Origin of the sequence: Rossellomorea aquimaris (assembly GCF_001877785.1) — a bacterium.
In the GTDB taxonomy this organism is placed as follows: Bacteria; Bacillota; Bacilli; order Bacillales; family Bacillaceae_B; genus Rossellomorea; species Rossellomorea aquimaris_A.
On the sequence record NZ_MINN01000074.1, the window covers coordinates 766,272 to 792,986 of the forward strand.

Sequence of the window (26,715 nt, forward strand, 5' to 3'; positions counted from 1 at the left end):
AGATATTTAACATGTATTCATCCATTTTTTGCAGAAGGAGTGACATTTACTATGAAAGCAACAGGGGTAGTAGTTGAGTATAATCCGTTTCATAATGGACACCTGCATCATCTGACTGAGACAAAAAAAACATCGGAGGCTGATCTTGTAATCGCATGTATGAGCGGGCATTTCCTTCAGCGCGGTGAACCCGCCCTAGTCTCAAAGTGGGCAAGGACAAAAATGGCTTTGGCTGCAGGGGTCGATATAGTCATTGAACTGCCTTATGCATTTGCGACACAGCATGCAGAAACGTTCGCAAAAGGATCCATTTCCCTGCTCCGTGAAATAGGATGTGAGAGCTTTTGTTTTGGAAGTGAAGACGGGGGACTATCCGCATTTGAAAAAACGGTCGAATTAATCCTGAACAACCGGAGTGCATATAATGCATCGGTAAAAAACTATATGAAGGAGGGCTTAAGTTACCCTTCCGCTTTATCCAATGCTTTCAAGGATCTGGAAGGCAGCGAAAAACTGATAGACTTAAGCAAGCCGAATAATATTCTGGGGTTTCATTACATCGAAGCAAGAAATAACGCCGCTCCGGATTTAAAAGCTTTTACGATAACCCGCGAATCGGCAGGCTATCATGATGAACACTTTGCGTCTCCTTCAATCGCAAGTGCCACCAGTATCCGTAAGAATCTTTTTGATCCGGAACAAGAAGAAAGCGTGATTAACCGATACATACCATCCGCCACACACGGAATATTGGAACATTACAAGAAGGAATTCGGAGGGTATCACAGATGGGAAAATTATTGGCCATTGCTTCAATATAAGATCATGTCCTCTTCACCTTCCCAGCTCCGGGAAATCTATGAAATAGAAGAAGGCATCGAAAACAGAATGATCGAAAGCTCAAAGTCAGCGATTTCGTTTGAAGATTTCATGAAGAGGGTGAAATCCAAAAGGTATACGTGGACGCGCCTGCAGAGAATGGCGCTGCATATATTGACCAATACAACAAAAAGTGAAATGAATGAAAGGCATGCTGCCCCTTCTTACATCAGATTGCTGGGGATGAATAAGACCGGACAGCAATACTTGAATAAAATGAAAAAATCATTGGAACTTCCGCTGGTCAGCAAACTTTCCAGTGCTGATAAAAACGATATACATTTAGACATGAAAGCTGCCGAAATCTATTCACTTGGTCTTTCCTCTAATGAAGTAAAGAAAAAGCTCCTTCATCAGGAATGGTCTCAGCCTCCGATCTTGATGGGATAAGATGAAAGCAAAAAAGAGACTGCCTGCGCAGTCTCTTTTATTGTTTATTTCACAGGAAGTGATTGTAAGAATTTTATTGCTTCATCGAATGTCTTGATCGGAATGATTTTCATGTCTGTCCCGATGTCTTCAGCCGTCTTTTTGGCTGCTGAATAATTGGATTCAAGTTCTGGGTTCTCTTTCTTTATTTCCTCTGCAATTGTATCATCAGGGGCCAGGAAATACTCTGCACCAGCTTTATCAGCTGCGATGATTTTCTGCTCGATCCCCCCGATTCTGCCAACTTGCCCATCTTCAGAAATTGTTCCGGTCCCTGCGATGGGATACCCTTTAGTCAAATCCGGTTTCGTCAATTGATTATAAATTTCGAGACTGAACATCAAGCCGGCTGACGGACCGCCGATTTCTTCGGTATCAAGGGATACCTCAGGGTCGGTGACAATATCCTTGTCGTCACTTAATGAAATGCCAAGTCCCACTTTATCCGGCATTTCCGGAAATTCCTGTAATGGAACTGTTTCAATTTTCTCTTCATCATTTCTAATAAACTTTATCTCCACTTTATCGCCTTTTTCTTTCTTCCCGACATACTGGATGAACTCTTCAGAGGATTCAAATTCCTTTCCATCAATGGCTGTCACCCTGTCGCCCGGTTTCAGGATTTCAGAAGCAGGCATTTCTGGATACACATTCAAAACATAGATCCCTTTATAATTATAATGATAGGGTTTATTTGCTGCTTTGAAGGCAACTTCAATCGCGTGATTTTGTGAATTTTCCATGAGCTGAAGTTGTCTCAGATTATATTCTTCATCACTTTCATGAGGATTCCGGATTTCTTCAACAGGATAAATATACTCGTATTTTCTTAAACTGGCGATAAGATAGGCATATATATTGGCTTTCCCCATCCTTACTGTGGTAAGCATAAATTCACCCTCATCATCAAAGCCGTCTTCCACTTTTACGATGGGATCCAGCTCATGGGCGCCGCCTGGCTTCGTTACATAATATGGAAGATAATAAAAAGATGTTGCTACGATAAATACCGTCATCACAACCATAATTCTGATCAGCGTTCTGTTCTTCATAGATTTTACCCCTTCCATTCCTCAAGCGCTTTTTTAATAGAAGGAATAACCTTCCTCGCCTCCTCTTCCCCCATATCAATTATTTCTTCGATATTTTTGAAAGCCCGTGTACTGTACATTTCAACATGCGGGCGGATCATGAAATCAGAAGCGATTTCCCTATGTGCCACAATTTCAAGCTGAAGGATATCAATGCTCTGCATAATGACATCATAAATAGTGGTGATTTCAGCATTACGCTTGACGTGGGATACATCAACGCCGATAACCAGGTCGGCCCCCATTTCTTTCACGACTGAAACAGGTACCCTGTCGATGACGCCCCCGTCCACCAGAAGGCGGCCATTAATCTTCTCCGGAACGAATATGCCTGGAATCGCAATGCTTGCCCTTACTGCACTTGCAACCGGACCTGATGTGAAGACCACTTTTTCACCATTTGTGATATCCGTGGCAACAACACTTACAGGTATGTTCAGATCTTCGATGTTCTTATTATGAGAAAACAATTGAATGAATTCTTTTATACGCTTTCCTGCGATGAAACCCATCTTTGGGACTGTAAAATCCAAATAATATTTCCTTCTGAAGGTAGTCGATAATTTGTAGAGATCTTCCATTTTATGACCGACCCCATACAAACAGCCTACCAGTGCACCCATACTGCTCCCTGCAATCATATCGACAGGTATGCCTTCATCTTTAAGAGCCTTCAAGACACCTAAATGTGCAAATCCTCTAGCTCCACCTGAACCAAGGGCCAAACCTATCTTTGGTCTTTTCATATGAGTACCCCCTTCACCCTTAGTTAGCGGTTCAATTCATCATATGGTCTATTTCTAATATGTATGAGTATATTGATTAATATGAGGACAAGTTGAGGTTACTCTCATTTTATCATTCTTTCTGTGTTTCACAAGAATTTGACATAGCTCTCGGAGGAGGAGTCCGGTTGTTGAAGTCGAAATTGAAAACGTTGGTTTTATCGGCAAGTGTAACAGTTTTTGCTGCGGCATTAATTCTGATGCCTGATGAATCTTTGGAGGCTTCGATCAGGGGACTGGATATGTGGTGGGAAATTGTCTTTCCTTCACTGCTGCCTTTTTTTATCGTTTCCGAAATGCTGATCGGTTTTGGTGTTGTAAGATTTATAGGAGTGGTCCTTGAACCGATGATGCGTCCATTATTCAGGGTGCCGGGGACAGGCGGGTTTGTATGGGCGATGGGAATGGCATCAGGCTTTCCTGCAGGTGCCAAATTAACTGCACGCCTTCGTCAGGAAAAACAGCTTACTAAGATCGAGGCAGAGAGATTGGTTTCTTTCACCAACTCTTCAAATCCTCTATTTATATTTGGAGCTGTATCAGTGGGCTTTTTTCAGAATGCAGCACTGGGGGTCGTGCTTGCTGCTGCTCACTATATAGGGAATTTTTGTGTAGGTCTTGCGATGAGATTCTATGGAGGGAAAGACGAAGAAATCCTGGAATGCAGAACCGCTGAAAAGAAACGATTCTTTCTTAGGGAAGCATTCTCTGCCCTTCATCAAACGAGATTGAAAGATAATCGCCCGATCGGTAAACTGCTTGGAGATGCCGTAACTTCCTCTATCCAGACTTTATTGATGATTGGCGGGTTTATCATTCTTTTCTCTGTCATAAACAAAATGCTGTATCATCTTCATGTCACCACGTTTGCAGCTGCAGGTTTTTCTGCTTTGTTCCAGCTGGCCCATTTGACCGAACAACTGAGCATTCCCTTCATTTCCGGCTTATTTGAAATAACCCTGGGATCAAAATTGACAAGCGGTACGACTGAAGCAACACTGCTGCATCAGGCGATCATTACAAGTTTCATCCTCGGGTTTTCCGGTTTTAGTGTTCAAGCCCAGGTTGCCAGTATCCTTGCCCAGACCGATATCCGGTTTAAGCCTTTTTTCTACGCCCGATTTCTACACGGTGCAGCCGCTTCTATCGTGACCCTCATTATCTGGAAACCGGTCTATGAGAGGTTATCCGATGAACAGCTTTCAAATGCCGTACCCGTTTTTTCATATCGGAGTGAATATATATGGAATGAGATCCTTTACTGGCTGAAATCCGCAGGACCTCTCATTACCATCATCAGTTTAACACTCTACATTCTCTTATACAGCAGAAGGATGCTGAAAAAGGTTCATTAATCAAAAAGGGCGGTTCATGTGTTCGAATTCAGCATGAACCGCCTTTCTTTATTCACTTACAGTATACTTTTCTTTCAATGCGTTTTTGACCGGAGCAGGGACCAATTCGGAAATATTCCCTCCGTACTTTGCCACTTCTTTCACAATGCTCGAGCTCAGGAAAGAATACTGATTGTTTGTCATAATGAAAAACGTTTCAATATCCTCTTCGAGTACCCTGTTCATGGACGTTATCTGCATTTCATATTCAAAATCGGATACGGCTCTCAATCCCCTGATGATCGCGCTTGCTTTCACGCTTTTGGCATAGTCGACAAGAAGTCCCTGAAATGAGTCGACCACGACATTCGGAATGTCTTTGGTGGATTCACGGATCAACTCGATTCTCTCCTCCACTGAAAATAAAGGTTTTTTTGATGAATTATTAAGGACTACAACGTAAATCTGATCAAAAACCTTTGCTCCTCTTGTGATGATATCCAGGTGTCCATATGTAATGGGATCAAAACTTCCTGGACAAACTGCGATACTTGTCATGTTCATTTACCCCCAAATGTCTGCTTTTTGCTATTAATTAATATGTATAAATTGATATACCGATGATGCCGTAGGTCTCTTCTTTCACTTTATGCAATTTCCCGATCCTGTCAGACAGTCCGGTGTCTGAACTGTACTCACACATGACGTAACCGTTTTCATTTAAAAGGTTGTGCTCATCAATGTATTCTACCAGTCCCTCTAATCTTTTCTGTTTATACGGGGGATCCAGGAAGATGTAATCAAATGAAACCTCTCGTTTGACTAATGCTTTAAGCGCTCTTCCGGCATCATTCCGGTACACTTCACTCTGATCCATCAACTTACAATCGTTAAGATTATTCTTTATGGTTTGCAGTGCTTTCGAATCCTTGTCCACGAAAATTACTTTATCCAGCCCCCGGCTGAGAGCTTCTATTCCCAGTCCGCCGCTTCCTGCAAATAAATCCAGGCCGGTTCCGCCTTCAAAAAAAGGACCAAGCATATTAAAGATCGACTCTTTTACTTTATCTGTAGTCGGCCGCGTGCCGCTTCCCGGGACCGCTTTTAAAGGCCGTCCTTTTAATGTTCCTGAAATCACTCTCATAATCATCCACCATATATGTATTTTTTCCTCACTATCCTAACACAAATCTACATGATTCGCCACTTAGGAAAATTGCCTCCTACATGTATAAAATTAAATGGTTAGGTGATAATGGAAGTAACAACATTCTAATTGATGTTGTTGCCAACCGCGGAGAAGACTTACGTTTCCCCATAAGTTCTTCCTCCGGTTTCTCCTCTCCCTTTGCCTTCTTTCCAGAAATGGATATAGAAGGACCCTGCAGGTTTTTCTGCAGGGCTTTTTATTTTTTTTAGCCCCTGTCAATGACGCTTTAGTTCGCCCTTCCCTTTTTCTGCCTTTTATTTTCTTTACTTCTCAAAGCTTGTTTGAAATAATAAGTAACTGATTAACTATGAATAAAAAGGAGTCAAAACATGATTCAAAGATTTATTGAATTGGGAGAAGGATTATCCGATATTTATGAATTATTGGAAATGGCAAGATACAACAAGGAAAGGGTACAGCATTTGATGGCCTTTCATACCATCGTGAAAAACAGGCCGGTCACCTCGCTTGGAGTCGTTATGAAGCCGACAGCCGAAGGGAAATTCCAGGCAATCTATTTCTGCCGTGAAGGGGTGCCCAATCCAAATATAATGGAAAATAAAAGGTTTTCACTTTTCGAGCAGACCGCAGATGAACTTGACAAGACGATTATTCAACTCGACGTGAAGCCATCATCTTTCTTCCCGGAAAAAGATCTTTATTATCAGCATCTGATTGCCATCTTGAGATTGAATCACTATATCTCACCCCTGCAGTAAAGCACCCAAACGAAAAAAGCTGCCAAACAATTTTGTTGGCAGCTGATTTTTTAAAACCCCATCTTGTAATCATATTCTTTCGCCTTATCAGGTCTTGAATTTTCAAATACTGATTTAATGAATGGCTTGAAGGAAGGGTCCACTCTTTTCACATAAGAATAGGAATTGATTTTCTCCATGACGGATTCAATGTCTTCCTGATTACAGTACAGTACAACATATTTCATTTTTTTAGAAACATAGTGAACATTCCCGAATCGTCTCAAAGACTTTGCATGCTTCAAACTATGTAACCAAACAACTAAACCTTGTCTTTGCGTCAACATACCGTTTCCCCTCTAGGAATCACTTTTTTATCAGTCTAGCACAAAACCAGAAAAAGAGGAAGGGCTTAGGGCTTTTGGAATTCCCCCTGTCCGCTGGAACATTTTTATCTTATTTAGGGTATAGTACATACATAAACGAGAACTGAATGTCTGGATGGAGGGGTAAGATGGATTTAACATATATTTGGGATGATTTTATCGATTCTCTTCGTGATGAACCCGGTATTTACACCTGTTACGCCAAATGGATTGCAGGCATCCCGTTTCTATATGTAGAAACCGAAATGGACAGGGAGGACGTTGAATATTTGATCCGAAAACGGTCAGCACGTGCCATGAGAGGAAAAAGACTGCATTCCGATACGATATTCTTCAGATCCCAGCCTTCTTTATACGTATACCGCCATCGCTTTTACGTACCACAGGAAAAAATGTTCTGCTGCGGCAACTTATGCGTCGATTGTGTGAGACTCAAGCAATAAAAAAAGAGCTGACGAAGATCGCCAGCTCTTTTCCATCTGTCAGGCTGAACAGCCGCAGCTGCCTCCAGATCCGCAGCCCCCTCCACAAGAACTTCCACTGAAGAAAGGATTGCCGGATGGAACCTTAACATTTTTAGAAACAGAATGTCCTATTATCAAACTCACTTTATCCAGCAGATCCTGAAGTTCGTTTTCAGCCCGTCTGAATTCGGCTACGTTGTCATCCATATCCATTTCCCTTTTACGTTCACGTATCTCCTTCATGACCGTTTTGTAATCCGGGTGATAACGCCCAAACCTTTGCACCTCTTCGTAACGTTCCTTCATACGCGTAAACTGTTGTATTTTTGTCTGCGTACCGTCAGTATTACGAAGCTTATATAGAGACTTCCGATAATTTTCTGCCACATCGGAATTTAATATCCATTGGGATAGTTCATCTGCACTATCCAGAATTTCCATTCTTTCTATAGTAGCAAGCATAGTGCCCACCTCCATAACGTTATTTTAACACGTTTAGGAGCTGGAAGCGAATACGCTTTGTAAAAAAATCCCGCTTATTGATGAACCTCTAAGGGATTGTTACGTATACTTGTTTTTTTATTCCCAGTGATTTATTCTTTGGGCTTACTACTTCAATCGTCAATATATGATTGCCCTTGGGCAGGTTTTTTATGACGAATGCCGCAGTGTGATATTCCTTGTAAAGACCGTTTGTATTTGAAGTCACAACGATTTTCCCCTTTTTTGCTCCTTTTTTTGAGGAGGAAAACGTTACATCTGGCACGATGCATTCTATAAATACCTGATTACCCTGGACAATGTGCTTAACAGCCAGTGTTTCTTGGGCCTGCGCCTTTTTCACAAAGCTGAAACTTTCAGGTTCAGGGGGGGCATTGTCTTTACATCCGCTTAATACCATGAGCAGTGCAGCAGCCAGAACGATATACTTTTTCATAGTCGAAACCACTCCTTTATCTTAGCCATCCCCAACTTTACCGTTGTTTACTCACGTTTATTCAACTAGGAACGCCTTATTTGATATACAGAAAATAAAAAAAAGAAAAGCGGCCGCTTTCCTTTTTTTCACCCTATTGGGATGATTCATTCATGCTTTGGAACATGCTGATCATCATAGATGCCATCTGGACTCCATTGGAGAATTTTTGGACCCGGTGTGGAATCGTTTTTTGAAAGTGATTGATCGACGCGATTTCAAACTTTTCAAGCTCATTCGGATTTCGGGAAAGTCTCCTGTACCATTCAGGTTTTTCCCTCAAAAACAACTTCAATTCTTCATTGGAATGAATGTATTCAATGATATCCCCTCTCATGCTTTGACCCCCTAGTCTTTTCTGAATGAAAAGGGATGAGAAGGCTTGGCACGCGTCTCGTTTGTCACTGAGGTCCCTTTTGGATTAGATTGAAACTGACTGATGACACCCTGGACGGTTCCCAGCACTTCATTGATATTATTGATATGGCTTTGCAATTGATTGGCATCCATTTTCTTCACTAATTCACCTACGTGGTCAAACCAGCCATTTTTACTTTTATCTTCTTTTTCTACTTCACTGTCACTGCTGTTTTCAGCATCCCTGTATGCGTTCCACCGGGTATCTTCTTCCCCAAGCAAATACCAGTCTTCAAACAAATCCTGCCAATTTGCATTTCCGTTTCGCACATCTTTTACAATTCTGGGATGCTTTCTGACAAATTCTTTGAATTCCTTTACTTTAGGGTGTAATGATTTTCCCATTCCCAGCACCTCCTGCTCAGGACATTTACCTACATTATTTTATGACGGGAATGAAAAAATGGTGATACATTCCTTTTTGTAGTAAAATGCTCTTGTAGAAACAGCCGGATAAACAAAGCAGTCGTATTCAAATTATTTTACGCTGTGTAAAAGAAAAGGATGTTTGATTATGCAAGAAGAATTACATAAATTGCTGGATGAAGTACTTGAAACAGCTGATGAAGAAGAAGTAGTAAGTATCCGTCAGCTGCTGAATGGAGTGAAGCGGAAGCAGAATAATTTGAATGAATCCATAATCGGCGGAATTTTCGCCATGGATAAATCTACAGTGGATGGAAATTTCACAATAAGTATCCCAATTACTGAAGTCACACATAATTCATTGAATATAGTGCATGGCGGTGTAACTGCCACCCTGGTGGATTCAGCAATGGGGACACTCGCCAATATGATGCTCCCTGAAGGATATGGAGCGGTGACAACAAATTTAAATGTTCATTACCTATCACCCGGTGTCGGTGAAGAATTGTCTGCAAGTGCGACAATTGTTCATAAGGGAACAAAGACCATGGTGGTCGAAGGCAAGGTTACAAATTCCTCAGGAAAATTGGTAGCTCATTCTACCGGATCATTCTTTATTTTTGAAAAGAGATAAAAAAGGCTGGCCGTTTCAAGGACTGATGGTTTGTGTCCTGGAATGGCCAACCTTTTTTATTCGTCTATCGTAAATTTTTCGATGAAGTTCTGAGTATAATATCTTTTATGGACTCCCACTCCGAGATCGGTAAAATCTTTTTCGAGAAGGATTTTTCTGTGGCCTTCAGAATTCAGCCAGCCGTGTACTGCTTCAGGAGCATCAGTATATTGCGAGGCAATGTTTTCTCCTGCAGACTTGAACGTGATCTCATGGGATTCCAATCGATCAGTAAGACTTCCAAACACAGGAGAATCATGGGAAAAATAATCTTTTTCGTACATTTCCTCACTATGTCCCCTGGCTACTTCTGCCGTTTCTTCATTCCACTCTACCTCATCTGCCTCAAATTGAGCACGCATCACATTTGTAATATCAAATATTTGCTGTTCACTTGCGGTATCTATTTTATTCCACTCTTCATCAGTGGGTTGTGGTTCCTCAGCAAGCTCGCCCCGGTACATCATTTCATATGGATGCATTTTAATAAGGGTGGCGCTGTCCAAAAATCGGATACTCATTAATTCTCCTGTGAACTTATCAAGGTAAAGCTGTGCATAGATATCCCCTAACGAAACCAGCAGGCGGGTATTAAGATCTTCTTCATTTAGTTCAAATTGATAGGAGCCGGATTCATCATTGACTACAATTTCTGATTCGATAATGGTAAAACGATAGATGTCTTCAAGCTTCTGGCCAAGCTTATATGGACTGACATCGACTTCATTGCCGATTGCATAAAGAGTGACTACTTTATTATCTTCCACCCCCATCTGGAGGTATTGCTTCTGAGAAATCGGATAAATCCACCAATCATATCCGTACAGGCCGGGCTCGATTCGTTCAGGTTCGCCAAAAGCATCGATTACTTTATCGGAACCTTTCCCTATCCAGGTAGAGAGACCGGACACCGGCCGTTCCCCGGCATTCTCCAAGGGCTTTTTCAGCTGATTATCGTGATCCTTCTTAAGAGTCTGTGTATCAGGTCCCTTTAAAGGTTCGTTTTCGTCCTCGAGACTTTGATAAATACTTATTAATAGAATAAATACAAGAATAATAGCGATGCGAAAAACCGTCTTCAGAGATTTCCCTCCTCTCTGCCTTTTCTAGCAGGATATGCATAAAATACTAGCATTATTATACCATTTAAAATGTTTCTGATTATTATGTATTGTATAAAGCATAGCATATTTTATTTTTCGCTAAAACTGATGGGTATGTAATTATCATGTTAAATTAATTCCATATTAAAAAGGCGATGGTTGGATCGCCTTTTTTGGTTAACATGGTTTGTTGCTGAAGTGTGATTCAGAAATCTCTTCGAGCGCTATAGACGCTTGCGTCTCCAAAGATTCCCTTATGGCGAAATCTCCGAGGGAAACGACTCCTACGAGTCGGCCGCCTTCTACTACCGGAAGCCTTCTGATCTGTTTATCTGCCATCAACTTTGCTGCCTGGGCCGCATTGGAGTCCGGCGTGATCGTGATAAGCTCCTTACTCATGATATCCTCAACTTTTGATGAAGCAGGGTGTTTTTCTGCTACACATCGAGTGACAATATCCCTGTCTGTGATGACTCCCACAATTTTGTCACCGTCTACGATTGGGATCGAGCCCACATTATATTCCTTCATTTTCACTGCCACTTCATATACATTATCGAGAAGCGTGCATGTTTCAACATCTTTTGTCATAATTTCTTTCAGCGTCGGCACCCTAATCCTCCTCCAATCTATAGATCGTCCTTATTCTTCTCTTACATCCATAACTTATACACCTTAAAGAATCATAAATCGCTTTCATCCAAACATTGCAAGAAAAAGAATTTTACACTATTATAAAGAATGAGAAATACCGCATTTAGTATCATCTTACATATTGCCGATATAAATGCTGTTAACAAGAACATCAAAAAGGCAATGGGAACATGACATTATACCCTTGATCCTTTCGCCAGACACTATAGGAGGGAAATATTATGCGTTTTGAAGAAACAGGAATTGAGAGTGTAAAAGTAGATTTGAACCGTCTTGATGACATAATGGAATCACATGGGCTTGTCCGTGCAGGTCAGTGGGATTACGAAAGAGTAACATACGACCGAAAGTTTGAAATCAGAGAAGGCGTTTTCTATCTTCGTATTCAAGGACTGGCAGTGGAAGGCGATATCGGCAAGCATGACGCCGTTGTCCAACTGATGACCCCACTATTGGGCAAACACTACTACCCGCACGGTGTAGAGTACGGTGAGGGCGAAGATTTCCCTAAACACCTTCTGACATCTTGTGAAAAACTCATCGCAGACGTCAAAAAAGAAGTAACAGAATTCGCTTGGTAATACCTAAAGCGAAGGCGGCTCGCCCAGAGGCGACAAGCTTAAGATGAGCCGGACAAAAAGGCGTTCTTTGCCTTATTGTCCGGCTTAGCTTATGTCTCGAGCCTATAGCCGCCGTAGCTGGATGATAGAAATCCGTAAGGGCTTTGGTCAGAGGCCTTCTTGTCCGGTTTGGCTTATGACATGTGCCTCTAAGACCTGCAGCTGGACAATACCAAAAGCGGAGGCGACTAATACGCGGAAAATCCCTGAAGGCGCACTTTGCCTCCGGGGATTTTTTTAGAGTCTCAGCCTCAAAATTATCAAAATAAAATTTCTTCCCTACTGTTCATTCTTTCTTTACTTTAATATAATAAATAGTAAGAGGAAATGTTAGAAAGGGGTTCTCAATTGTCCAAGTTTTTCACCAGAAAAGTTTTTATCATTCTACTAAGCATCATCATCCTGGCAATCCTTTCATTTTTTATATTGCCGATATCTGTCCCCTTGATTACAGCTCTCATCACTGCATTATTCCTTGAGCCTGCAGTTAAGTTCACTCAAAAACGATTTTCCACCAACAGAAAGATAGCGGTATTATCCGTATTTATCCTTTTCTTGTTGTTAATAGGTTTATCCGCTGTCTTTGTAACGACAAAAGTTGTAGGAGAAGGAATCCAGCTGATTGAAGACACTCCTAAATACATCAATCAACTAAGTGAAATATGGCTGGATTACGAGGAAAAGCTCCTGGATGCTGCAGAAGACTTCCCCGATGAAGTGGTAACTGGGTTCAGTGAAGAGGTGCAAAACTTCCTTACATCCGTTAAGACGAAGATACTTAACTCGTTAAATATAGAAAAAATCAGCGCTTTTTTATCTTATATACCAAGCTACCTGGTTAGTTTTCTAGTATATTTAATCGCACTTTTTTTGTTCATGCTGGATCTGCCCGGAATAAAGATGAGTATATTCAGACATCTGACTGAACGGACTGCCGAAAAAGTAAATTTCATGACATCCCGGCTGTCTTATGTGATTTTCGGCTTTTTCAAAGCACAGTTTCTGGTTAGTATCATCATTTTCCTTGTCTCACTCATTGGGTTGCTTTTCATCTCCCCTGAAGTGGCGATTGTAATGTCTCTTGTAATTTGGATCATTGATTTCATCCCTCTGATAGGTTCCATTGTCATTCTGGGACCATGGGCATTATTCCATTTGATTACAGGAAACATTGCGCTGGGTACTCAGCTGGCCGTACTGGCCGCGATCCTATTAATCATCAGGAGAACCGTGGAACCAAAAGTCATGGGGACTCATATTGGATTGTCTCCTTTAGCAACCTTAATTGCCATGTATCTTGGCTTGAAGCTTTTCGGAGTACTCGGTTTCATCATCGGCCCGATGATATTGATTGTATTCAATTCAGCAAAAGAAGCCGGCATTATCAAAACAAATTTTAAAGTTTGATCAAAAAAGGACCAGCCATTTATTTTGGCCGGTCCTTTTAACAAACATTTAAAAGAAATCATAGAAAAAAGGAATCTTATCATTAATCAGTTTTTCCAATTTAAAAGTTTCTTCGCATGTACCTTCTATCTTTCCCATTTCCATCAGTGCTTTTGGCGTATAGATTCCAAAGAGGACTGCTGAAAGCGTGTTGATATCCATTTTCAAAGTATTTTCAACCGCTGAGCTTTTTCTTATATCATGCCTTTCTACTAAAAAAGTACCATTATTCCAATCAGCTTGTTCATCCCTGATTGTTATCATTAAACGGTCATCAAACTCACTATTCTTTAAATATTCCTTCAAGAAGTTTTCCACATTTACAATCCTGTTCATAAAATAAGGATAACGCTCCATTTTCACGCGAGGATTCCTGAGCAGAAATGGCAATGGCTCATTAGGATTCAGCACCAGTTCAGCCTCGTTTATCATCGAATCATGCTGACAGATGAAGCTCCATAAACCATGTCTCGCCTCGGCGCTCAATGGAATAAATTCCTCTACCTTCATCTTTTCATTTTTAACTTCATAACTTAAATATCCTTGCGGCACCTGATTTTCATCATAATAAATCGCAATCCATAAATCACCGATACATCTCTCTTTCCACCATTCCTCTTTACGGACAAGCATTCCATTATGGTTATTTGCATATCGGTCATACAATTCATTTAGTTCTGCAGGGCAGGTTTCCTTTGTGAATCTTTTAATGATACCATTTGTATTCTTTAATGGGATTAAATCTTTTTTTGTATATATAACTTGTTGAAATAAGCGAAAACCTCCCACCCGAATTTCCTGTAGAAATGAATATCAAAAGGATGCAGCATCGAGATCGTCTGCCCCTTATCATTCATTTCGTCAAGGGCATGAGACAGTAATCTCCTTACAAATCCATTTCGCCTATACTCCGGGTAAGTTGCAACACCTGCGACCCCACCCAACGGGTACTTCACATTCCCCAGCCACACTTCCAGTGATAGCAGGTGAAGCTTTGCGGCAAGCGAACCCTCTTGAAAGATACCGTATACATCCTGCTCATTTAACTGTTGAAGTCGTTTTTCTCTCTTCTCTGTTGGAACTTTATATTGAAAAGCATATTCTGATAACTGTAAAGATTCTTCAAAACGGTTTTTATCCAGTTTTTTTATACTATACGTCATTTCAGGATTTCCCCTTCCTCCTTTGTTAATTCGACATAGATGCGGCGTATCCTTTTCTGCAAAAAAAGTCCGTATAAGAAAAGTCTTATACGGACCAGGAAACTCAGCTCCCTATTATTGCTTTTATGACAGATGTCGTTTCCCCGCCTTCATAGAAGACGTATAGCAGCAAGTATACAGCCACCCCCGTGATTGCGGTGAAGAACCAAATGATACTGGTGACAGGTCCCAGCTTTCTGTGTCTTGCCAATTTTTCTTTATATCCTGTCCATAAACTCATTAAACCGAACACAGCCCCAATTGTTGCAAGCGTGATATGGAAAATCAAGAAAACTGTATAATAAATTTTAATATCATCAGGTCCGCCGAAAGATGTATTTCCGACGAAAATGGTTCTGCTTGCATAAATGATAAAGAAAATCAGTGCAAAAATTCCAGCCAGGGTCATCGTCCCCTGATGCTTCTCGATTTTCCTTTGTTTTATTTGCCACCAACCAATGGCTACTGTGATTGCACTTAGTACAATGAAGCTGGTACTGATTGTAGGTAAAATTGGTACACCCATTATTACTAGTCCTCACTTTTCTATATTTATTCTATGTACGGCAGGAATGCGGCAAGCTATCCCTGCCTGCATGATCACTCTGTCCTTGTTTGGTCGACCACCGGATCATACGAAAGTTTCTCCTGCTTTTCCATATCTTTTCGATACCATTGAAAGAAGAGATTAAAAAGCATAACACCAAAAACGATTTCCTGAATGATTTTCATGATGACGCCACCCAGCTGCTGATCATTCAGAATCGACATAGAGGTGAATAACTCCGGCCCGGTCAGCGACATGCCCTGTAGAGTATCAACCGGTACACAGAGGGCTAAGGATTTCATAAACGCCTCCGAATCATAATATGGCGCATACAGTGGATTTTCCGCGAAAATGATCAACCCGCATGCAGGCGTCAATAAAACAGCACTTCCTAAAATATATCCAATTCTCTTTAACCCTTCCAAGTCAATGTCCTCGTCAGCAGGATTTAAAAGCGGCCACCACATGACGACGGATAATAGAAACAGGATGACTGTAGCCAATCCGTGAGCCGTAACATCTGTTCTGACATGGTCAAATACCAGAGGAATATGATAAACCGAAAACACTACATTAAATGACAGCAGAGCAATCAAAGGCTTTGTCATGAATTTAAATACTGGTTTAACTACTGGCAGGTTTATTATTGCCTTCCAGACCCAATTTGGGATCCCCAAAATAATGAGCGGTGTTACAACCAAGTACAGCAGGGCCATCTGAGTCATATGAGCAGAAAATAATATCGTGCTCATCACTTCTACAGGCGAACCTTTGATGGCATATAAAAGGAGGATCGCCAATAAAAAATAAGCTGCTTCTTTTCCTGTCAGCGGAGTGCTTTCCTTAAAGCTCGTTCTCCACTTTACTGTGACCAAAAAATAAACAACTGTGATAAATACCAATGCCAAGATAAAAAACGGGCTCCATAAAGCCATAAAACCAAATATACCCAACGGCATATTCTCACCTCATTTCACTAATCACCGCTACCCCCATTATACTGTCTACTCCCCCCCACTTCAATCCAAGCTAATGACAAGTTCATGAACAATCAAGAAAAGCGGAAGGGCTTTGGTCAGAGGCGTGTGGCATAAGACGAACCGGTCGGGAAGGCGTTCTTTGCCTTCTTGGCCGGGTTGGCTTATGACATGTGCCTCTAAGCCCTGCAGCTGGACAATAGAAAAGCGGAGGCGGCTCGTTCAGAGGCGACAAGCATAAGATGAATGGGCCGGGAAGGCGTTCTTGGCCTTCATGGACCATTTAGCTTATGACCTCGAGCCTCTAGCCGCCGGAGCTCGACAATAGAAAAGCAGAGGCGGCTCGTTCAGAGGCGACAAGCATAAGATGAATGGGCCGGGAAGGCGTTCTTGGCCTTCATGGACCATTTAGCTTATGACCTCGAGCCTCTAGCCGCCGGAGCTCGACAATAGAAAAAAGCCAGCCAATAGAATTGGCTGGCTTTTCTTATTTAGATCCATACGATCGTCAAGAATGTTAACACTGTGATAAACGCTACAAGTGCTCCGGAATATAAGAACAATGCAGGAGCTTCATGACCTTTGTGACTCATATGCATGAAATAGTATAATTGGAAAATCAATTGTACTACTGCAAGCAGCAGGATGAATGGTACTACGAAGTACTTATCAAAATCACCTGCAACAGCGATGAATGCAACTAATGTTAAGAAAATCATAAACATGAATGAAGTAACCTGCATTCTCATGTCTTCTGCATTTTTCTTACGACGGTATTCGTAATCTACACTTGGGTTACCTGAATTTGATTGTTGATTCGCCATCAGTTTATCCCACCATTCCCATTAAGTATACTACAGTAAAGATAAATACCCATACAACGTCGATAAAGTGCCAATATAGTGAAGCTAAGTAAAACTTAGGTGCGTTGTAAAGGTTTAAACCACGTTTTGCATTACGGAGCATCAAGCTGATAATCCAAAGAAGACCGAATGCCACGTGTCCTCCGTGGAAACCGACAAGTGCGTAAAAGGCAGATCCAAACGCACTGCTAGTAAAAGTATGCCCGTATTCATGAACATAATGATTAAACTCGTAAATTTCCAATCCAAGGAACCCTGCACCTAGTAAGACAGTGATCAGTAACCAGGCCTGCATGCGCTGGAAATTGTAATTTTTCATGTGGTACATAGCATAAACACTAGTCAGTGAACTCGTTAATAACAGCATTGTCGCCACAAATGACAAAGGCAGATCAAAGATATCAGTAGTTAATGCATGGCTTTCACTTGGCACCTTATTCTTAAGTGCTAAATAAGTGGCGAATAGTGAGCCGAAGAGAACTGTCTCTCCACCAAGGAAGAACCAGAATCCCATAAACTTATTTTTCCCCTCAAGGGTAGCCTTTTCAGGGGAGGCCGGCCAGGTCTTCGGCGTGAATTTTTCTTCAGCGTGCATTATGCCTTACCCCCTTTATCATCATCCATTAAATCTTCTTTGTGAACATGATAACCATGATCGTCGATTACAGATCTCAAGAACATCGAACCTAAAGTGATCAGCATACCGATAATTAATACAGGCAGTGCCCATGCTTCTCCATCCGGACGGTACATGGCACCGAATGCTGCCACAAATAAACCAAATGAGATGAATACAGGCAGAATAGAGTTATTCGGCATATGGATATCACCAATCGGTTCTGCTGGAGTAAGATCTTTCTTACCTTCCATTTTCTCAAGCCAGTAAGCATCCAAACCACGGATAAGCGGAGTCTGCTTAAAGTTATAGAATGGCGGAGGTGATGGGATTGCCCATTCGATGGTACGGCCATCTCCCCATGGATCATTACCAACTTTTACACCTTTAACTTGCGTCATAATGATGTTGAATACCAGGATGATTACAGCAACTCCCATAAATCCTGCTCCGATGGAACTAACCAGGTTTCCTGTTTCAAACCCTTGACCAGGCAAGAACTTCCAAATACGACGCGGCATCCCCATAAGACCAAGGAAATGCTGGATAAAGAATGTTAAGTGGAATCCAATAAAGAATAACCAGAAAGAGATTTTTCCAAGGAAATCATTTAACATCGTACCGAACATTTTCGGCCAGTAATAATGCGTTCCAGCCAATAGTGCGAATACTACACCACCAACGATTACATAGTGGAAGTGTGCCACTACGAAATACGTATCATGGAATTGGTAGTCAGCTGCAGCTGATGCAAGCATGATACCTGTGACTCCCCCTGCAACGAAGGAAGGAATGAAAGCAACCGCATACAACATTGGTGTAGTGAACCGCAAGCTTCCTCCCCACATTGTGAGAAGCCAGTTAAAGATTTTAATACCGGTCGGCACTGCAATAGCCATCGTGGCAACTGCGAAGATTGCATTTGCAATCGGACCAAGGCCAACCGTGAACATATGGTGGGCCCATACCATGAATCCAAGGAAACCGATCAATACTGTCGCGAATACCATGGATGAGTATCCAAATAAGCGTTTTCTTGAGAAATGTGGAATGATCTCAGAGAAAATTCCGAACGCCGGTAATACAAGGATGTATACTTCAGGGTGTCCGAAGATCCAGAAGAAATGCTCCCAGATTATCGTATTACCGCCATTGGCAACATCAAAGAAATTAGATCCGAACATACGGTCGAACATCATTAAGAATAGTCCGACAGTCAATGCTGGAAATGCAAATAAGATTAGTGCTGATGTAACAAAAGCTGTCCAAGTGAACAATGGCATACGCATGTATGTCATCCCAGGGGCACGCATATTAATGATGGTAACAAGGAAGTTGATACCGCCAATCAATGTACCTGCACCGGCAATCTGTAAACCTAGGACATAAAAGTCAATTCCATGACCTTCAGAAGCCATTGACAAAGATGCATAAGATGTCCATCCTGCATCAGGTGCTCCTCCCATGAACCAAGAAAGATTCAGGAATACTCCACCGAAGAAGAATAACCAGAACCCAAGTGAGTTCACAAATGGAAATGCAACATCACGAGCACCGATCTGTAGAGGTACAACTGCATTCATGAATGCGAATATAAGCGGCATCGCTGCCAAGAATATCATCGTTGTACCGTGCATCGTTAATACTTCATTGTATAAGCCTGCACTAATGAAATCACTATTAGGCACTGCAAGCTGTATACGGATAATAAGAGCTTCTAATCCACCGAGTAGGAAGAAAAATCCTCCTGCCATAAGGTAAAGGATGGCGATCTTTTTATGGTCTACTGTAGTCAAGTAATCCCAAACAGTCGCACCGAAGCCTTTTTTCTGTGCTAAGCTACTCACGATTTAACCTCCCTTTTAACTTATCCCCTATTAATCTTGAACTTTCAGACCCATCAGGTATTCAGCAAGAGCATCCATTTCTTCATCGGAAAGCTCTCCATATGTACCAGTCATTTTATTTCCAGGCTTATATTGTTCCGGGTCTTCCAGCCAGTTCTTCAGTTCTTCTTCATTATGTTCCAAGATACCAGCGATCCGGTTGCGTTCTCCGAATGTTGCTAAGTTCGGAGCAAGGCGTGCAGATTCAGGTCGGCCGTCTTCAGGTGAAACAGCATGACAGCTTAAGCATTTTTGGTTGAAGATTTCTTGTCCTTGTTGAGCTAAATCAGAAGTCGGTTTAGGTTCTCCTGCCTTTTGCATATCGTCAACCCATGCAGTGAATTCGTCTTGTGGTAACGCTTTAACTTTAAAGTCCATAAGTGCGTGGGAAGGACCGCAAAGTTCGGCACATTTACCATAGAATACCCCGCCGGCTTCCTCAGACTTTTTACCATCAAACTCAAGGAAGAATGTGTTCACACCATCCACATTAGTATCAATCTTTCCTCCTGCTGCTGGAATCCAGAATGAGTGTTTTACATCAGAGGCAGTTACATTGAAGTAGACCTTCTGATCGGTTGGAACAACCAAATCTTGAGAAGTGATGATTTTTTGGTCTGGATATTCGAATTCCCACCAATAAAGGTTGGCACGAACATTTACGACCAGTGCTTCACGATTTCCGTCAGCGTCTTTTTTGTCCATTGCTTTCGTATCAGCAAGCTGGAACGTCGCAGTGACTGTCGGAACTGCAAGGATCAGAAGAAGGATAATCGGAATAACCGTCCATAATATTTCCAGAGTATGGCTTCCTTCAACTTGTTTTGGAATCGCAGTGTCTCCCTTTTTCCTGCGGAAACGGATGATTGCCACTGCATAGATGATAACAACTACAATAATAACTAATACCATTATTAGAGTAGCCAGAATCATTAGATCGTATTGTGTCTGTGCTACTTCCCCGGCCGGCTGCAGCGTCGAGATGAACGGCTCACCGCAACCGGAAAGAATAAGTGCCATCATGGCTACAATGGAGAATAAGCGCCACTTAGTTAGCCTTGCTTTCATAGCTTAATCAAACCCCTCTTTCGTGTAATGTACTTCCTGAAATAAAACAAGGACTCAAAAAATATCTATTTGGATTTCTTATCAGAAAGAATTCCCACTAATCTTATATAACGGTAACGATAACCATCGCTACAAACAAGATAGTCAAATAATTAAGTGAATATACAAACATCAATTTAGACCACTTGATATCATCCTTCATTTTATAGCCTGCAAGGCCAAGTGCTAACCAGCCGATATTAAAGGCTGTGGCAAGAATGAAGAAAAACATTCCCAGATCCATCAAGAAGAAAGGAATCGGAAGTAAAGCAGCGACCCAGACAACGATATGATGCTTGGTCACGGCAAAGCCTTTTACGACAGGGAGCATTGGAACACCTGCTGCCCTGTATTCCTCCACGCGTTTCATTGCAAGCGCATAGAAATGCGGCGGCTGCCAGATAAACATCATCAGGAACAGCATCCACGCTACCATGTCAAGGTTTGCATCTACGGCAGCCCACCCGATCAATGGAGGTACTGCACCGGAAATGCTTCCCACTATCGTGTTGCTTACATATTTCCTTTTGGACCACATTGTATATAATACAACGTAACTGAAAACACCTATAAGTCCTATAACACCTGCAGTCACAGTGGTCATGAACAACATGATGATTCCGAATGCAATCATCAGAAGCCCCAATAATGAAGCTTTTGTTCCATTAATCTTCCCAGTGACTGTCGGGCGTTCCTTTGTACGTTCCATCAAGTGATCGATGTCGCGGTCATAGACATTATTGATCACGCATGATCCGGCAATGATCAGGGATGAACCCACTAAAGTTAGGAACATGATATCAAGAGAATTCAGAAAGTGTGTATTAGTAAAATAAAATGCTAACCACATCCCGGTAAAAGTAGTGATTAGATTTGAATTAACAATTCCGACCTTAATAAGTGCCAAGAAATCTTTCCACACAGTGGATGTGGGGATCTCAGCTTTTTCAACATTTGTCATTATTCGACTGTTTGACATTTTACCCCTCCTCACGTTAAAACCAAACAGAGGCAGATGACACCCCTTACTACTATAAAGTATATGAACTACCATTTCTATATCAAATTCAAATTTTTAGCAAAGATAAGAAATAGTAATCATGCTATCAATATTATATTAAACCATATATTTTTTCTTTTTTGGGATAGAAAAAAATAATATTGTGAAGATATTGTGAAGAAGGCAGTACCTAATGCTTTCGAAACTTTATGTGGCATTGTCTTTATCATATCACATTTTCCTGATAAGCGCTTACACAATTACAGCAAAGTGAAATTCAGGAACTTTCGTTGTTTGGAATTAGTCTTCCCGTCTTGCGGACGAGTAATGCTCAATATTCTGTAACATTTTATACATTGAGTTTTAGCCTCTATTTCGTTATTATCGAAAGGCGACAAACTATTTTTCTACTATATTTTTATTTCTACATTACTTAAGACATAAACAAAGAAGGTGAATAGATTGCATAAAGGATTAAAGTGGCTTGCCGTCATCACGACACTAGGTATGCTTTTCGTACTATTAGGCGGTGCCCTGGTGACAAAAACCGAGTCGGGCATGGGCTGCGGCCGGTCCTGGCCATTGTGCAACGGCCAGCTGATCCCTACGGATATTACTATTGAACTCGTAATTGAACTCGCTCACAGATTGGTTTCCGGAAGTGTTGGATTATTAGTCCTCGCACTATCGATATGGTCATGGAAAGCCATTGGTTACAAGCGTGAAACCAAATTCTTATCCGTTCTCTCATTCTTTTTCCTGATGTTACAAGCGCTGATAGGGGCTGCTGCAGTTATCTGGAGTCAATCTGACTTTGTACTTGCTTTGCACTTCGGAATTTCTCTCATTTCATTCGCAGCCGTTTTGCTTCTGACTTTACTCATTTTTGAAGTCGATCAAAAATTCGAAGCCAGCTCACTCGTTATTGACCGGCGTATGAGATTTCATATGATCGGTGTAACGATATACAGTTACATGGTCGTTTATACCGGTGCTCTGGTCCGCCATACAAATTCAAGTCTGGTGTGTAAAGACTGGCCGCTTTGCGTGAATTCGAGCCCGGGTCTGCCTGCAAATATGTATGAATGGATTCAAATGGGGCATAGGTTTGCAGCTGGTCTCATTTTCATCTGGATAGGTTACATCACATTTATCGCAATTAAAGAACACAAGCATCAAAAGGTGATTTATTGGGGATGGATCATAGCATTCACCCTTGTATCTTTACAGGTTATGTCAGGAGCTTTGGTTGTCTTTACAAGGTTGAACCTTGGAATCGCATTGCTTCATGCTTTGATCATCTCCTGCTTGTTTGGATTGTTATGTTACTTCATCCTTCTCGCTTCAAGGAGCAAAATGAAAAACGATTAAAAAGGATGCCGGCAAAACCGGCATCCTTTTTATGTTGTTCTATTTTTGCATTTCTATCAATAAGTCCCCAGGGCTGATTGCATCCCCGCTTCCCACATAAATATCTTTTACGGTTCCTGAGAATGGTGCCTGGACAGTTGTTTCCATTTTCATCGCCTCAGTGATCATCAGGTGATCACCTTTTTCTACTTTTTCACCTTTATCAACAATCACCCTGATGACTGTACCAGGCATAGAGGCGCCGATATGCGTTTCGTCTTTTGGATCTACTTTCCTTTTCGCGGCCACCGTGGATTTTATGTTTTCATCTTTAATCACAACCTCACGCGGCTGACCGTTCAACTCAAAATAGACGACCCTTGTACCATCAGCCTGAGCCTGACCGATTGATACCAGTTTAACAATCAATGTCTTTCCAGTCTCGATTTCAACTTCGATTTCTTCGCCGAGTCTCATTCCGAACAGGAATGTAGGTGTATCAAGAACGGAAATATCACCGAATTGCTCAAGTGTTTGGGCATACTCTGAAAATACCTTTGGATATAATGCATATCCAAGTGCATCAAAGCTCGTGACCGGACGATTTAGTTGTTCATACAGCTTTTCTTTCAGTTTGGTAAAGTCTACGTCATCCAGCAATTCGCCAGGACGGACTGTTAAAGGGTTCCTTCCTTTAAGGATGACTTTCTGCAGATCTTCAGGGAACCCTCCGTGCGGCTGACCGAGGTATCCTTCAAACAGTTCAACAACTGAATCCGGAAAGTCTATCTTTTCACCCTTATCAATGACATCCTGTTCTGACAGATCATTCTGCACCATGAATAGTGCCATGTCCCCTACCACTTTGGAGGAAGGTGTAACCTTGACGATATCACCAAATAGATGATTGACCCTTGCATACATCTCTTTTACTTCTTCCCAGCGCTCACCAAGCCCGACGGCTTTTGCCTGCTGCTGAAGATTACTGTACTGGCCGCCAGGCATCTCATGCTTATAAACTTCAGGATGCGGCGACATCATACCGCTTTCGAAATCGGTATAGTATTTACGCACATCTTCCCAATAATGGGAAAGTGATTCAAGGGACCCAACATTTACATTCGGTTCTCTATCAGTACCTTTTAAAGCATAATAGAGGGAATTCGCACTCGGCTGTGAAGTCAGTCCTGACATCGTGCTGAGAGCTGTGTCAACGATATCCACACCTGCATCGATCGCTCTTGCATACGTATAAATACCATTTCCGCTGGTATCATGAGTATGCAGGTGAATAGGAAGGCTGACAGATTCTTTCAATTCGGAAATAAGCCTGTATGCAGCCTGTGGTTTTAAAAGACCTGCCATATCCTTGATTGCCAGGATATGCGCCCCGCTCGCTTCAAGTTCCTTTGCAAGATTCTTGTAATAGTCAATATCATATTTGGTACGTGTCGGGTCATCTATATCCCCGGTGTAACAAATGGCTGCTTCAGCAATTTTCCCGCTCTGTCTTACGGAATCGATTGCGACTTCCATTCCTTTCACCCAGTTCAGACTGTCAAAGATCCTGAATACATCGATACCTGCAAATGCAGATTTCTCCACAAACTCCCTGATGACATTATCCGGATAATTCTTGTAACCAACTGCATTGGAAGCCCTTAAAAGCATTTGGAATAACACATTCGGGATGCGTTCCCTTAATGTCAGCAGGCGGTTCCATGGATCTTCTTTCAAGAAACGGTAGGCAACATCAAATGTAGCCCCTCCCCACATTTCAAAGGAGAACATATCGGGCAGAAGATGGGATGTCGGCTCTGCAATCTGCTTCAGGTCATTCGTTCTGACACGAGTTGCGAGAAGCGACTGATGTGCATCACGGAAAGTAGTATCAGTCAATAGAACTGACTTTTGGTCTTTAACCCAATTCACCAGGCCTTCTGCACCATACTGATCCAGTATTTGCTTGGTACCCGGTTTTGCCGCTCCTGTCACATCGAATTCAGGCATCCGAGGTCGTGAGAAAACTGGTTTTTTCTTCTTTTCCACTCCTGGGAATCCATTGACGGTCACATTTCCGATATAAGAGAGCATTTTCGTTCCGCGGTCTTTCCGTTTAGGAAAAATGAATAATTCAGGTGTTGTATCAATGAAAGATGTATCATATTCCCCAGTAATGAATTTTTCATGTTTCACGACATTTTCCAGGAAAGGAATATTTGTCTTGATTCCACGAATTCTAAATTCTTGAAGATTTCTGACCATTTTAGATGCAGCTTGTTCAAATGTCAGGGCCCACGTCGAAAGCTTTACAAGCAATGAATCATAATATGGTGTGACGATTGCACCCTGATATCCATTCCCCGCGTCAAGACGGACGCCGAATCCTCCACCTGACCTGTATGCCATGATTTTTCCTGTGTCCGGCATGAAGTTATTCAGCGGATCCTCAGTCGTTACCCTTGACTGAATGGCATATCCATGCAGCTTAACATCTTCCTGCAGGGGTATACCCACTTCACGGCTGTGCAGGGCGTGACCTTCAGCAATGAGCAGCTGGGATTGAACGATATCCACCCCTGTCACCATTTCTGTGATGGTGTGCTCGACCTGTACCCTCGGGTTCACTTCAATAAAATAAAATTGGTTGTTTGCAACTAGAAATTCAACCGTACCGGCATTCACATATTTCACATTATCCATCAAGCGCACGGCCGCTTCACAAATATCTTCTCTTAATTTGTCATCAAGGGATACGGAAGGGGCGATTTCCACGACCTTCTGGTGCCGCCTTTGAATCGAGCAGTCCCGTTCGAAAAGATGAACAATGTTTCCATCGGCATCCCCAAGGATCTGAACCTCGATATGCTTTGGATTTTCCACAAATTTTTCTACATAGATCTCGTCATTTCCAAATGCCGCTTTTGCCTCAGACTTTGCTCGTTCGTAAGCTTCCTTCAGACTCTCAAGGTTTCGGACGATCCGCATGCCGCGTCCTCCGCCGCCCAGGGATGCTTTGATGATGATAGGAAATCCTGCTTCCTTACCGAAGCTGATTACTTCTTCAAGGCATGTAACCGGTCCGTCACTGCCTGGTATTACAGGGATATCTGCAAGCTGGGCCTGTTTACGTGCCTTGACCTTATCCCCGAACATATCCAGATGAGTTGAATGAGGTCCGACAAAAATGATCCCCTCTTCTTCACATCTTCTGGCAAAATGAATATTTTCAGAAAGGAATCCGTAACCTGGATGGATGGCATCTACATCTGATTTTTTTGCTATTTTAATGATGCCTTCGATATCAAGATAGGCATCGATCGGTTTCTTGTCTTCACCAACTAAATAAGCTTCATCTGCTTTATATCGATGATAAGAGCCTGAATCTTCTTTACTGTAGACAGCTACAGTCCTGATGTTAAGTTCCGTGCAGGCACGGAATACGCGGATGGCAATCTCCCCGCGGTTTGCGACTAATACCTTTTGAATTTTCTTCAATACAATCTCTCCTTTAAGTTAGTTCATGATTGAAAATCTTTCATTACTAGTCTATTAAAAAAGGGCTGACCCGAAAGATGGATACTAGCGTATCTTAGGGGGCAGACCCTAGACATAGAGACTTTACATTCCCTATAA

The 26,715-nt window shown here is 41.9% G+C and carries 29 protein-coding genes; 8 read left to right on the forward strand and 21 right to left on the reverse strand.

The genetic code is table 11. The features are described from left to right. The first annotated feature begins 51 nt into the window (after window positions 1-51). On the forward strand, window positions 52-1,269 hold the full coding sequence (locus BHE18_RS07660; RefSeq protein WP_071617977.1) for a nucleotidyltransferase: 1,218 nt from the start codon (window positions 52-54) through the stop codon (window positions 1,267-1,269). 44 nt (window positions 1,270-1,313) lie between these two features. On the opposite strand, the gene BHE18_RS07665 is transcribed toward BHE18_RS07660, so the two are convergent. Both BHE18_RS07665 and BHE18_RS07670 read right to left on the reverse strand, forming a co-directional pair. Then, entirely contained in the window at window positions 1,314-2,360 is a 1,047-nt protein-coding gene (locus tag BHE18_RS07665) for a SepM family pheromone-processing serine protease (RefSeq protein ID WP_071617978.1), read from the reverse strand. A 5-nt stretch (window positions 2,361-2,365) separates the two neighbouring features. Then, window positions 2,366-3,145 carry a patatin-like phospholipase family protein gene (locus BHE18_RS07670; RefSeq protein WP_071617979.1) on the reverse strand — a complete coding sequence of 260 codons (780 nt, stop codon included), beginning with the start codon at window positions 3,143-3,145 and terminating at the stop codon, window positions 2,366-2,368. Between the two features lie 167 nt (window positions 3,146-3,312). Here BHE18_RS07670 and ylbJ point away from each other — a divergent pair, with 167 nt between their 5' ends. Beyond that, complete coding sequence (ylbJ, locus tag BHE18_RS07675) at window positions 3,313-4,539, forward strand: sporulation integral membrane protein YlbJ (RefSeq protein WP_071617980.1); 1,227 nt, start codon at window positions 3,313-3,315, stop codon at window positions 4,537-4,539. 48 nt (window positions 4,540-4,587) lie between these two features. Here the strand turns inward: ylbJ and coaD are convergent, their stop codons facing one another. Then, on the reverse strand, window positions 4,588-5,076 hold the full coding sequence (gene coaD / locus BHE18_RS07680) for a pantetheine-phosphate adenylyltransferase (RefSeq protein ID WP_071617981.1): 489 nt from the start codon (window positions 5,074-5,076) through the stop codon (window positions 4,588-4,590). Between the two features lie 37 nt (window positions 5,077-5,113). Then, entirely contained in the window at window positions 5,114-5,662 is a 549-nt protein-coding gene (rsmD, locus tag BHE18_RS07685) for a 16S rRNA (guanine(966)-N(2))-methyltransferase RsmD (RefSeq protein WP_071617982.1), read from the reverse strand. 395 nt (window positions 5,663-6,057) lie between these two features. On the opposite strand from rsmD, the gene BHE18_RS07690 reads away from it, so the two are divergent. Then, a complete protein-coding gene (locus BHE18_RS07690; protein ID WP_071617983.1) occupies window positions 6,058-6,447 on the forward strand; it encodes a DUF7147 family protein in 390 nt (129 codons plus the stop codon). A gap of 50 nt (window positions 6,448-6,497) precedes the next feature. On the opposite strand, the gene BHE18_RS07695 is transcribed toward BHE18_RS07690, so the two are convergent. After that, window positions 6,498-6,773 carry a YlbG family protein gene (locus tag BHE18_RS07695; protein ID WP_071617984.1) on the reverse strand — a complete coding sequence of 92 codons (276 nt, stop codon included), beginning with the start codon at window positions 6,771-6,773 and terminating at the stop codon, window positions 6,498-6,500. 167 nt (window positions 6,774-6,940) lie between these two features. Here BHE18_RS07695 and BHE18_RS07700 point away from each other — a divergent pair, with 167 nt between their 5' ends. Further along, window positions 6,941-7,255 carry a hypothetical protein gene (locus BHE18_RS07700; protein WP_071617985.1) on the forward strand — a complete coding sequence of 105 codons (315 nt, stop codon included), beginning with the start codon at window positions 6,941-6,943 and terminating at the stop codon, window positions 7,253-7,255. A gap of 39 nt (window positions 7,256-7,294) precedes the next feature. Here the strand turns inward: BHE18_RS07700 and BHE18_RS07705 are convergent, their stop codons facing one another. From BHE18_RS07705 to BHE18_RS07720, 4 genes are all read right to left on the reverse strand, one after another. Beyond that, on the reverse strand, window positions 7,295-7,738 hold the full coding sequence (locus tag BHE18_RS07705; protein ID WP_071617986.1) for a YlbF family regulator: 444 nt from the start codon (window positions 7,736-7,738) through the stop codon (window positions 7,295-7,297). A gap of 88 nt (window positions 7,739-7,826) precedes the next feature. After that, entirely contained in the window at window positions 7,827-8,213 is a 387-nt protein-coding gene (locus BHE18_RS07710; protein WP_071617987.1) for a hypothetical protein, read from the reverse strand. Window positions 8,214-8,346: 133 nt separating this feature from the next. Beyond that, window positions 8,347-8,589: a YlbE-like family protein gene (locus BHE18_RS07715; protein WP_071617988.1), complete on the reverse strand. Its 243-nt coding sequence runs from the start codon at window positions 8,587-8,589 to the stop codon at window positions 8,347-8,349. A gap of 11 nt (window positions 8,590-8,600) precedes the next feature. After that, window positions 8,601-9,014 carry a YlbD family protein gene (locus BHE18_RS07720; protein ID WP_071617989.1) on the reverse strand — a complete coding sequence of 138 codons (414 nt, stop codon included), beginning with the start codon at window positions 9,012-9,014 and terminating at the stop codon, window positions 8,601-8,603. A 169-nt stretch (window positions 9,015-9,183) separates the two neighbouring features. On the opposite strand from BHE18_RS07720, the gene BHE18_RS07725 reads away from it, so the two are divergent. Then, entirely contained in the window at window positions 9,184-9,669 is a 486-nt protein-coding gene (locus BHE18_RS07725; RefSeq protein ID WP_071617990.1) for a PaaI family thioesterase, read from the forward strand. A 56-nt stretch (window positions 9,670-9,725) separates the two neighbouring features. Here BHE18_RS07725 and BHE18_RS07730 read toward each other — a convergent pair whose 3' ends face one another. Together BHE18_RS07730 and BHE18_RS07735 are read right to left on the reverse strand one after the other, a co-directional pair. Continuing rightward, window positions 9,726-10,643 (reverse strand): CAP domain-containing protein, encoded by a 918-nt coding sequence (locus BHE18_RS07730; protein ID WP_235860263.1) that lies wholly within the window; start codon window positions 10,641-10,643, stop codon window positions 9,726-9,728. 345 nt (window positions 10,644-10,988) lie between these two features. After that, complete coding sequence (locus BHE18_RS07735; RefSeq protein WP_141771823.1) at window positions 10,989-11,423, reverse strand: CBS domain-containing protein; 435 nt, start codon at window positions 11,421-11,423, stop codon at window positions 10,989-10,991. A gap of 263 nt (window positions 11,424-11,686) precedes the next feature. On the opposite strand from BHE18_RS07735, the gene BHE18_RS07740 reads away from it, so the two are divergent. Together BHE18_RS07740 and ytvI are read left to right on the forward strand one after the other, a co-directional pair. After that, on the forward strand, window positions 11,687-12,046 hold the full coding sequence (locus BHE18_RS07740) for a YugN family protein (RefSeq protein ID WP_071617992.1): 360 nt from the start codon (window positions 11,687-11,689) through the stop codon (window positions 12,044-12,046). Between the two features lie 387 nt (window positions 12,047-12,433). Next, entirely contained in the window at window positions 12,434-13,492 is a 1,059-nt protein-coding gene (gene ytvI / locus BHE18_RS07745; RefSeq protein WP_071617993.1) for a sporulation integral membrane protein YtvI, read from the forward strand. A gap of 48 nt (window positions 13,493-13,540) precedes the next feature. Here the strand turns inward: ytvI and BHE18_RS22865 are convergent, their stop codons facing one another. The 9 genes from BHE18_RS22865 to cyoE form a co-directional block, all read right to left on the reverse strand. Next, window positions 13,541-14,197: a GNAT family N-acetyltransferase gene (locus BHE18_RS22865; protein ID WP_141771824.1), complete on the reverse strand. Its 657-nt coding sequence runs from the start codon at window positions 14,195-14,197 to the stop codon at window positions 13,541-13,543. Window positions 14,198-14,268: 71 nt separating this feature from the next. Further along, entirely contained in the window at window positions 14,269-14,694 is a 426-nt protein-coding gene (locus BHE18_RS22870; protein WP_141771825.1) for a GNAT family N-acetyltransferase, read from the reverse strand. A 103-nt stretch (window positions 14,695-14,797) separates the two neighbouring features. After that, window positions 14,798-15,259: a DUF420 domain-containing protein gene (locus BHE18_RS07755; RefSeq protein ID WP_071617994.1), complete on the reverse strand. Its 462-nt coding sequence runs from the start codon at window positions 15,257-15,259 to the stop codon at window positions 14,798-14,800. Between the two features lie 74 nt (window positions 15,260-15,333). Next, the gene (ctaG, locus tag BHE18_RS07760; RefSeq protein WP_071617995.1) at window positions 15,334-16,239 is read right to left on the reverse strand and encodes a cytochrome c oxidase assembly factor CtaG; all 906 of its coding nucleotides are present in this window, start codon (window positions 16,237-16,239) and stop codon (window positions 15,334-15,336) included. 509 nt (window positions 16,240-16,748) lie between these two features. Then, window positions 16,749-17,081 carry a cytochrome c oxidase subunit IVB gene (gene ctaF, locus BHE18_RS07765; RefSeq protein ID WP_071617996.1) on the reverse strand — a complete coding sequence of 111 codons (333 nt, stop codon included), beginning with the start codon at window positions 17,079-17,081 and terminating at the stop codon, window positions 16,749-16,751. A gap of 4 nt (window positions 17,082-17,085) precedes the next feature. Further along, window positions 17,086-17,715, reverse strand: coding sequence for a cytochrome (ubi)quinol oxidase subunit III (locus BHE18_RS07770; RefSeq protein ID WP_071617997.1), 630 nt, complete (start codon window positions 17,713-17,715; stop codon window positions 17,086-17,088). Further along, on the reverse strand, window positions 17,715-19,583 hold the full coding sequence (ctaD, locus tag BHE18_RS07775) for a cytochrome c oxidase subunit I (protein WP_071617998.1): 1,869 nt from the start codon (window positions 19,581-19,583) through the stop codon (window positions 17,715-17,717). Before ctaD ends, BHE18_RS07770 begins: the two co-directional genes overlap by 1 nt. Before the next feature lie 30 nt (window positions 19,584-19,613). Then, window positions 19,614-20,690: a cytochrome c oxidase subunit II gene (gene coxB / locus BHE18_RS07780; RefSeq protein ID WP_071617999.1), complete on the reverse strand. Its 1,077-nt coding sequence runs from the start codon at window positions 20,688-20,690 to the stop codon at window positions 19,614-19,616. A 103-nt stretch (window positions 20,691-20,793) separates the two neighbouring features. Next, complete coding sequence (gene cyoE / locus BHE18_RS07785) at window positions 20,794-21,708, reverse strand: heme o synthase (protein ID WP_071618000.1); 915 nt, start codon at window positions 21,706-21,708, stop codon at window positions 20,794-20,796. 483 nt (window positions 21,709-22,191) lie between these two features. On the opposite strand from cyoE, the gene BHE18_RS07790 reads away from it, so the two are divergent. Beyond that, entirely contained in the window at window positions 22,192-23,100 is a 909-nt protein-coding gene (locus BHE18_RS07790; RefSeq protein ID WP_071618001.1) for a COX15/CtaA family protein, read from the forward strand. A gap of 39 nt (window positions 23,101-23,139) precedes the next feature. Here the strand turns inward: BHE18_RS07790 and pyc are convergent, their stop codons facing one another. After that, a complete protein-coding gene (gene pyc / locus BHE18_RS07795; RefSeq protein WP_216095299.1) occupies window positions 23,140-26,577 on the reverse strand; it encodes a pyruvate carboxylase in 3,438 nt (1,145 codons plus the stop codon). Window positions 26,578-26,715: the final 138 nt, after the last annotated feature.